Origin of the sequence: Acidithiobacillus concretivorus (assembly GCF_018853445.1) — a bacterium.
GTDB classification, from domain to species: domain Bacteria; phylum Pseudomonadota; class Gammaproteobacteria; order Acidithiobacillales; family Acidithiobacillaceae; genus Acidithiobacillus; species Acidithiobacillus concretivorus.
On the sequence record NZ_JABELD010000020.1, the window covers coordinates 25,314 to 32,968 of the forward strand.

7 protein-coding genes are annotated in these 7,655 nt (G+C 52.0%); 6 read left to right on the forward strand and 1 reads right to left on the reverse strand.

Annotated elements, in window-relative coordinates:
* Positions 1-81: 81 nt before the first annotated feature.
* The 3 genes from HJG40_RS03110 to HJG40_RS03120 all read left to right on the forward strand — a co-directional run bounded on the left by HJG40_RS03110 (position 82) and on the right by HJG40_RS03120 (position 2,828).
* Positions 82-597, forward strand: coding sequence for a hypothetical protein (locus HJG40_RS03110; RefSeq protein WP_215862842.1), 516 nt, complete (start codon positions 82-84; stop codon positions 595-597).
* A 173-nt stretch (positions 598-770) separates the two neighbouring features.
* Positions 771-1,226 carry a large conductance mechanosensitive channel protein MscL gene (gene mscL, locus HJG40_RS03115; protein WP_215862843.1) on the forward strand — a complete coding sequence of 152 codons (456 nt, stop codon included), beginning with the start codon at positions 771-773 and terminating at the stop codon, positions 1,224-1,226.
* Between the two features lie 72 nt (positions 1,227-1,298).
* Positions 1,299-2,828, forward strand: coding sequence for a DNA recombination protein RmuC (locus HJG40_RS03120; protein ID WP_226856973.1), 1,530 nt, complete (start codon positions 1,299-1,301; stop codon positions 2,826-2,828).
* Here HJG40_RS03120 and ispH read toward each other — a convergent pair.
* Positions 2,825-3,799, reverse strand: coding sequence for a 4-hydroxy-3-methylbut-2-enyl diphosphate reductase (gene ispH / locus HJG40_RS03125; RefSeq protein WP_215862849.1), 975 nt, complete (start codon positions 3,797-3,799; stop codon positions 2,825-2,827). The genes HJG40_RS03120 and ispH overlap by 4 nt on opposite strands.
* A 201-nt stretch (positions 3,800-4,000) precedes the next feature.
* On the opposite strand from ispH, the gene ppk2 reads away from it, so the two are divergent.
* From ppk2 to HJG40_RS03140, 3 genes are all read left to right on the forward strand, one after another.
* Positions 4,001-5,179, forward strand: a complete 1,179-nt coding sequence (gene ppk2 / locus HJG40_RS03130) for a polyphosphate kinase 2 (RefSeq protein ID WP_215862844.1) — start codon at positions 4,001-4,003, stop codon at positions 5,177-5,179.
* Positions 5,180-5,203: 24 nt separating this feature from the next.
* Positions 5,204-6,685 (forward strand): MFS transporter, encoded by a 1,482-nt coding sequence (locus HJG40_RS03135; RefSeq protein WP_215862845.1) that lies wholly within the window; start codon positions 5,204-5,206, stop codon positions 6,683-6,685.
* Between the two features lie 124 nt (positions 6,686-6,809).
* Positions 6,810-7,613, forward strand: a complete 804-nt coding sequence (locus HJG40_RS03140; RefSeq protein WP_226856977.1) for a CorA family divalent cation transporter — start codon at positions 6,810-6,812, stop codon at positions 7,611-7,613.
* Positions 7,614-7,655: the final 42 nt, after the last annotated feature.

The window sequence follows — 7,655 nt, forward strand, 5'->3', positions numbered from 1 at the left end:
GGCATCTGAATGGATAAGTTCTGCATTATCACTGAATTGTGATATATAACGGACAACTATCCGTAGAATAGCGAGTCCGTAATGCCTGCAAAAATCCTGTTATTACTTGTCCTTGCCAGTCTGGCAGGCTGCGCTACTGTAACCACCTCCGAGTCCAACCATCAGACGAGCAGCGCCGCCACCCAAAGCGCCCGACTCGCGCAACAAAAAGCTGAACTGGCCGAACAGCAGCTGGCAGCCATTGCTGGCCAGCGTGCTACTGCCGAACGGCAGTTTTGTCCCAACTGGCAACGGGCACTCCTTCACGCCCGCAATAATGCTATCGGCTGCGCCCAAATGCCGATCAACGCCCAGTCCGCCTGCTGGCAGGCAGTTGCCCAATGGGCTAACGAGGAAAGCCAATATTTTCATGCTCTGCATCCTTTGTTCACCCACAGCCCCTACGCGGAACCCGCAGGCCATGCTGCACACTTTTTCGATTTGGCCCAAAGCTGGGCCATGACCTGCGAAGATGGCGGCGCAGCATGCACCCAAGCCTCTGGACACCAGCAAATGGATCAAGAAAAAAAGCAGGTGAACCAGTTTTGCGTGCGCTAGTAAATAATGACCCAGATCAAAGCGTCTACAAACAGTCGACGCCAAAAGCTTTTTTAAGATGAAGCTCTATGGGCATCTCTGGAGAAATTCGGTAGGATAAAAGTCAGTAGAAATTCTTTTCTTTACAATTAACTATAATATTTGCCTACCCATAAATCAAAAAGGGAGAAATTATGTTCAAAGGTTTTATAGGCGATTTCAAAACATTTCTGCAGCGAGGGAATGTGATAGATCTGGCCGTCGCTTTTGTCATTGGTACAGCTTTTTCTGCCATAGTTACATCACTGGTGGGAAATATCATCATGCCGCCCATTGGCCTGTTGCTCGACAAGGTCGATTTTTCCAACTTGTACGTCATTCTGAAAGAAGGCAGCACTCCCGGGCCTTACCTGACCCTCGCAGCGGCAAAAAAAGCAGGCGCAGTCACTCTTAATTATGGCCTGTTTATCATGTCGATGATCAGCTTTTTCATCATTGCTCTGGTCATTTTTTCCATTGTCCGCGTCATCAACAAGCTTTACCCCAAGCCCGCTGCGCCGATTTCCACTAAAAGTTGCCCCTTTTGCTATTCGTCTATCCCTTTGGCGGCTACGCGTTGCCCCAGTTGCACCTCCCAACTGGAATCCTGATCAGGTAATTACTTTGGCGAAGCCCGCTCACTGAGAGCCCCTTCGCCTTTCCTGCGTACTTGCCGTATCCTCATGACACATTATGTATATGGGATGGATCATGTGATCTGGGAACTTTTTCTGGTGTTTCTGGCCGGGCTGCTGTTGGGTCTGGGTATTCTGTTTTTTTTGAGTCGGCAAAACTTAGGTCGCCAGCAGGACGAGGCAGCAGCTGTCCAGGCACGTCAGGAACAAGTCATCAGCGAACTGCGTGCCCATATTCAGGCGCAACAATCTGAGCTGCTGAAACAAAATGAAAGCCGGGTTCGGGCAGAAACGGAAAACCAGCAGATCCCCTTGCTCAATGGCGCACTCAAAAATGCCCAAGATGAAATCAATCAGTTACAGCATAATCTCAATCAGATACGCGGTCAGCAGGCAGAATTACAGGAACGCCTAGAACAGGAGCGCCTGCGCAGTAACGAGAAACTGACTTTGCTGGAAGAAGCCCGGCAGCGCCTCACCGAAACTTTCCAGTCCCTTTCTGCCGATGCCTTGCGCCGCAATAATCAATCTTTTCTGGATCTCGCCAAGGAAAACCTCGAACGCTTTCAGGAAAACGCCAAAACGGACTGGGATGGCCGCCAAAAAGCCGTTGGACAACTCATTGAACCCATTCGTGAATCCATGGAAAAAGTGGGGCAACGCATGGATGCCATGGAAAAAATGCGCATTGATGCTTATGGCGCCTTAAATGAACAACTACGTGGCCTTGTTCAAGACCATCTGCCCCGTCTGCATCAAGAAACAGCGGCCTTGGTAAAGGCACTGCGTCAACCCGCTGCGCGAGGACGCTGGGGCGAAATGCAGCTCAAACGCGTCGTGGAGATGGCCGGAATGCTGGCCTACTGTGACTTTGCCGAACAGGAAAGCGTGCAGACAGAAACCGGGCAGCAACGCCCCGATCTGGTGGTCCGCCTGCCCGGAGGCAAACGCCTGATTGTAGATGCCAAGGCACCCCTTAACGCCTATCTGGAAGCCATGGAAAGTGAGGATGAGCAAAAACGTCAGCAGTTCCTGCTTAAGCATGCCCAAGAACTGCGCACGCACATGACCCAACTCAGCAAAAAATCCTATTGGGAACAATTTCAGCCTACCCCTGAATTCGTGGTGCTTTTTGTCCCCGGAGAAGTATTTTTCAGCGCGGCACTCCAGGCTGATCCTGCGCTGATTGAATTTGGTGTCGAACAAAAGGTCATTGTTGCCAGCCCAACTACGCTCATTGCCCTGCTGCGAGCAGTTTCCTACGGATGGCGGCAGGAATCTTTGGCAGAAAATGCCAGAGCCATCAGCGAGCTGGGCAAAGAACTTTATGATCGTCTCCATACGCTTGCCGGGCATTGGAGCAGGGTAGGAAAAAATCTGGGACAGGCCGTTGATGCCTATAACAAGGCCACCGGCTCACTGGAAGTTCGGGTTCTCAGCTCCGCCAGAAAGTTTCGGGATCTCAAGGCTGCAGCAGACGACAAGGAATTATCCGTCTCAGAACCGATAGAACTCAATCCGCGTCAATTACAGGCAGACGAACTGGTCGGCCAAAGACTGCCCGACTCGATCGATTAGACGGAGTCCCCGGTTGCTTGCCCGGCATCCTGCCGACGGGATTGCGCCTGCACGAGCGCCAGAGGCAAGCTGAAAATGACCTTTTCTTCAACCCCAGCCGTTTCCTGCGGCGCAGTTGCGCCCCATTCCTGTAACTGGTCAATAATACCTTTCACCAGACTTTCCGGTGCTGATGCACCGGCGCTAATTCCAATTTTGCCGACATCGGCAAACCATTCCCTACGCAATTGGCTCGAATCTTCAATCAGATGCGTTGGTGTATCCAGTCTTCCGCCCAGCTCGGCCAGACGACTGGAGTTGGAACTGTTGGGCGCGCCGACCACCAGCAAAATATCCACCTCGGGAGCCAGCGTTTTGACGGCATCCTGACGATTTTGAGTGGCATAACAAATGTCGTCTTTTTTGGGGCCCTGAATATGTGGAAAACGCAGCCGCAGAGCCTGAATCACCTCGGCGGTATCATCCATACTCAGGGTTGTCTGGGTAATATAAGCCAGCTTTTCCGGGTTGCGCGGAGTCAGGCTAGCCACATCAGTGACATTGGAGACCAGATACATCATGCCTTCTTCCACCTGCCCCATGGTGCCTTCCACCTCCGGATGCCCGGCATGACCAATCAGCACCATTTCCATCCCGTCCCGACTGTATTTCTTGACCTCCATATGGACCTTGGTAACCAACGGGCAAGTCGCATCAAATACACTTAGCCCCCGGACAGCCGCATGCTGACGCACCGCAATGGGTACCCCATGGGCACTGAAAATCACCGTTGCCGCATCGGGGACCTCGTCCAGTTCCTCCACAAATATCGCCCCACGAGCACGCAGGTCCTCGACGACATGGCGGTTATGCACCACTTCATGCCGCACATAAATCGGTGCCCCGAAAAGCTCCAGAGCGCGGTCCACAATTTGAATGGCGCGATTAACGCCAGCGCAAAAACCACGAGGATTGGCTAACAAAATTTCCATATTGAGGTTCTCTAAAAGATATAAAGTGATGGTCCATCCTGCCGCTGGCGCTGTCAACCCACGCGGAACCGCCCGACCCGGATTCAAATGCATCTCGCCGGAATTTCATCCGGGTTGAAAAAAATCAAATGATTGTCATAAAAGCGTCATATTCACCTGATATTATTCTACAGGAATTTCAACTAGTTCTCGGGAGACATCATGGCAGAAAGCTCTAAACTCGCGCAAAACCAGCGGGGGCAACCGATCTTTACGGACAGCAGCGCGCACAGTCTCACCAGCTCGGGAGATATTGCCCCGGATTTAAGCCCTGAAGGCATTCGTGATTTCGTCATCGATGAAGCCGTAGAAGCAGCCCAGGCTCAGCAAAGTGCCATCGTCACCGACTATGTTAACAGCCATCCCCAGGCCGCCCAGTCTCTGGATGCCGCTATTCAGGTGATTCATTCAGATGTCAGCCCGGAAGACCTGGAACATCTCCATGAGAGCGGCGCCATCCATCCGAGCAAGTACGTCGCAAACACGGACGATGCCCTCAATGACGACTGGCGTACCGGCGGTTATCCCTACAAATTCCGGATGACGCGCCGGGACTATGAACACGATAAATATAGCCTGCAGGTAGAGCTACTCAAGTTACAGGCCTGGGTAAAATCCAGCGGTCAGAAAGTTGTCGTCATCTTTGAAGGGCGCGATGCGGCAGGCAAGGGCGGCACCATCAAACGCTTCATGGAACATCTTAATCCGCGCGGCGCCAGAGTGGTTGCGCTGGACAAACCTTCTGAAAGAGAAAAGGGACAGTGGTACTTCCAACGTTATGTGGAACAACTGCCAACGGCTGGCGAGATGGTGTTTTTCGATCGCTCCTGGTACAACCGCGCGGGCGTAGAGCGGGTCATGGGTTTTTGCAATGAAGCCGATTATCAGGAGTTCATGCGCCAGGTTCCGGAATTTGAGCGACATCTCATTTACAGCGGCATTCATCTCGTTAAATTGTGGTTTTCAGTGACTCGTGACGAGCAACGCCGGCGTTTTGAAGAACGCAAAGTGCATCCTCTCAAGCAGTGGAAGTTATCCCCCATGGATCTCGCCTCCCTGGATCGTTGGGAAGATTATACTCGCGCCAAGGAAACCATGTTTTTCCATACAGATACCGCTTATGCGCCGTGGACCGTGGTCAAATCCAATGACAAAAAACGGGCTCGACTCAATGCCTTGCGGCATCTGCTTCAGGTCATTCCCTACGACAATAAAGACCTCCATGCCATTGGTCCCGTCGACGGACTGGTGGTCAGTCGCGCCCACGTCATGTATGGCGAGACCAATTCTCAAGAACTCAACCCCTTTAATGACAAAAATTCACCGGAATCCGCTGGCTAAATCCACTCCAAGGAGCACTTGACCGTGAGCACAGAAAAAATTCACACCCCGCCTTCGGGGAAAACTATCCAGCAATATATTGACGAAACACCCGCCTGGCCCGATGGCACGTCCCTCAAGGGTACACCCATGACGGCCATGCAATGGCGCATCTGGAGCCTTGCCGTAGCCGGCAAGTTTTTTGAGGGCCTGGTGATTTTTATGACGGGTATTGCCTTACCCCTCATCGTCCGGGACTTCACCCTGCAGGCCGCACAAAAAGGTGTAGTCACTGCCGTGGCACTTTTCGGTATCCTGATTGGTGCCACCATGCTGGGTGGGCTGTCCGATATATTCGGACGTAAACGTATGTTCATTGCAGAAATGGTGATTTTTGTAGTGTTTCTCATCGGTCTCACCCTAAGCCCCAGTTATCTCTGGATGGTAATTTGTCTCTTTGGGATTGGGCTGGCTTTGGGTTGTGACTATCCCACTGCTCATCTGGTCATTTCTGAAGCGGTTCCCAGCAAGGGGCGCGGCGGCCTGGTTCTTGGCGCCTTTGCCTTCCAGGCTGTGGGTGCGATTGTTGGTGCGGGTCTCGGTATTATTATTCTTGATGTTTATCCTGAAGTAGATGCCTGGCGCTGGATGTACGCTGCAGCCATTATTCCGGCCATTTTAGTGATTGTCGGCCGGTTTTTTATCACCGACAGCCCCCACTGGCTGGCTAGCAAGGGACGTATGGAAGAAGCGGAAAAAGAAACCCGCCGCCTGCTCAAGCGGGTTCCCCAATATCCCAAGGAAGTTGTCCTCAACAGGGAACACGCTCACCAACACCAAAAAGTCAGCCCTGCTGTGCTTTTCAACGACAAAAATCGGCGTGCTACTTTTCTCGCCGCCATCCCTTGGTTTATTCAGGATTTAGGGACTTACGGCATCGGCATTTTTACCCCGGTTATTCTGGCCACCACCCTGGGTGCTTCCAAGGATGTCCATAGCGTTGCCGACCTGGCACAAAATGTGATGCTCTCTGCCAAGGGAACCGCCCTGCTCGATGTGCTGTTGATTCTGGGGGTGCTTGCTGCCATTTTTTTCGTGGAAGGGACCGGTCGCATCAAATTGCAGATCATCGGTTTTATCGGCTGTGCTGTTGGCCTGGGATTGGCGGCCATTTCTTTGAACCTGCCCGATGGTGACAAAACTATTCTGCTTTTTGCCGGATTCATGCTTTTCAATTTCATGACCAATCTCGGCCCCAACGCCCAGACTTACCTGCTGGCAGGCGAAGTATTTCCAACATCCATTCGCGGCTATGGCGCCGGCTTTGCGGCTTCTTTCGCCAAAATTGGTGCTGTTATGACGGCCTTTTTGTTCCCCATCCTGCTCCACACCATTGGCACCCAAATCTTGTTGATCATTCTGGTGGGCACGTCAATACTGGGAGCCATATTGACTTGGGTTTTCCGGGTCGAAACCCGTGGTAGCCTCGAAAAAATTGAAGAGGCGCGCGTGCAACCCCAGGTCTGAGGGTTTTGCTGGTAGGTTCGCGCAGCTTGCGAACCCTGTTTCTCCGCCGGAAATGGCCGTTGGCGTTTCCGGCGGAGTCGTTTACGGGCTAAGCGACCACAACATCCGCAAAGGAGTATGAAATATGCTGGTCAACTGTGTGGTATATAATGATGGACATAAGGTCGCAGACAGCACACTGGAGGAAATTCCTCAGCACTTACAGCAAGCCCAAAACTTTGTCTGGGTCGCCCTGCAAGATGCGACGGAACCAGAACTACGCCTCCTGCAAAAGCAGTTCAATCTGCATGAACTGGCCGTTGAAGATGTATTTAATGGCTTGCAAAGGCCTAAAGTAGAAGAGTACGACGAACATCTCTTTGTCATACTGCAGGCCCCGGCCTACCACGGCAATGATCTGCATATGGGCCAGATCAATATTTTTGTCGGCAGTAATTTTGTGCTTTCTGTCCGTCAGGATTGTGAACAAACCCTGCTGGGCGTCCGTGCCCGGGCCGAACGCGAACCACATCTGCTCAAATACGGCTCTGCTTATGTGCTTTATGCCCTGTCCGACGCCATTGTCGACCTGTTTTTCCCGGTCGTGGATATGCTGGATGATGAACTGGAACAACTGGAAACCGTGATGTTTCACAATCAGGAAGCACGCCAGAACATGGAGCGTCTGTATGATTTTAAATACAAAAGCAACGTGTTACGCCATGCGTTACTCCCTCTGGCAGACGGCTTCAGCAAACTGTTTGGCGGACGGGTACCCGCCCAGGTAGATGGCGCAGAAAACTACTTTCGCGATGTGCACGATCATATCATGTTGCTCAACAGCCAACTGGACACCATCCGAGACCAGCAATTCTCAATATGGCCAAGAGCCCTTTTTATGGGGTGGCACCACCATATGAATGACTCGGCTTTTTTGGATGTACGGTGAGCGCTGGACAAATCCATCCATTCAACGTATAAGAGGCTGGGT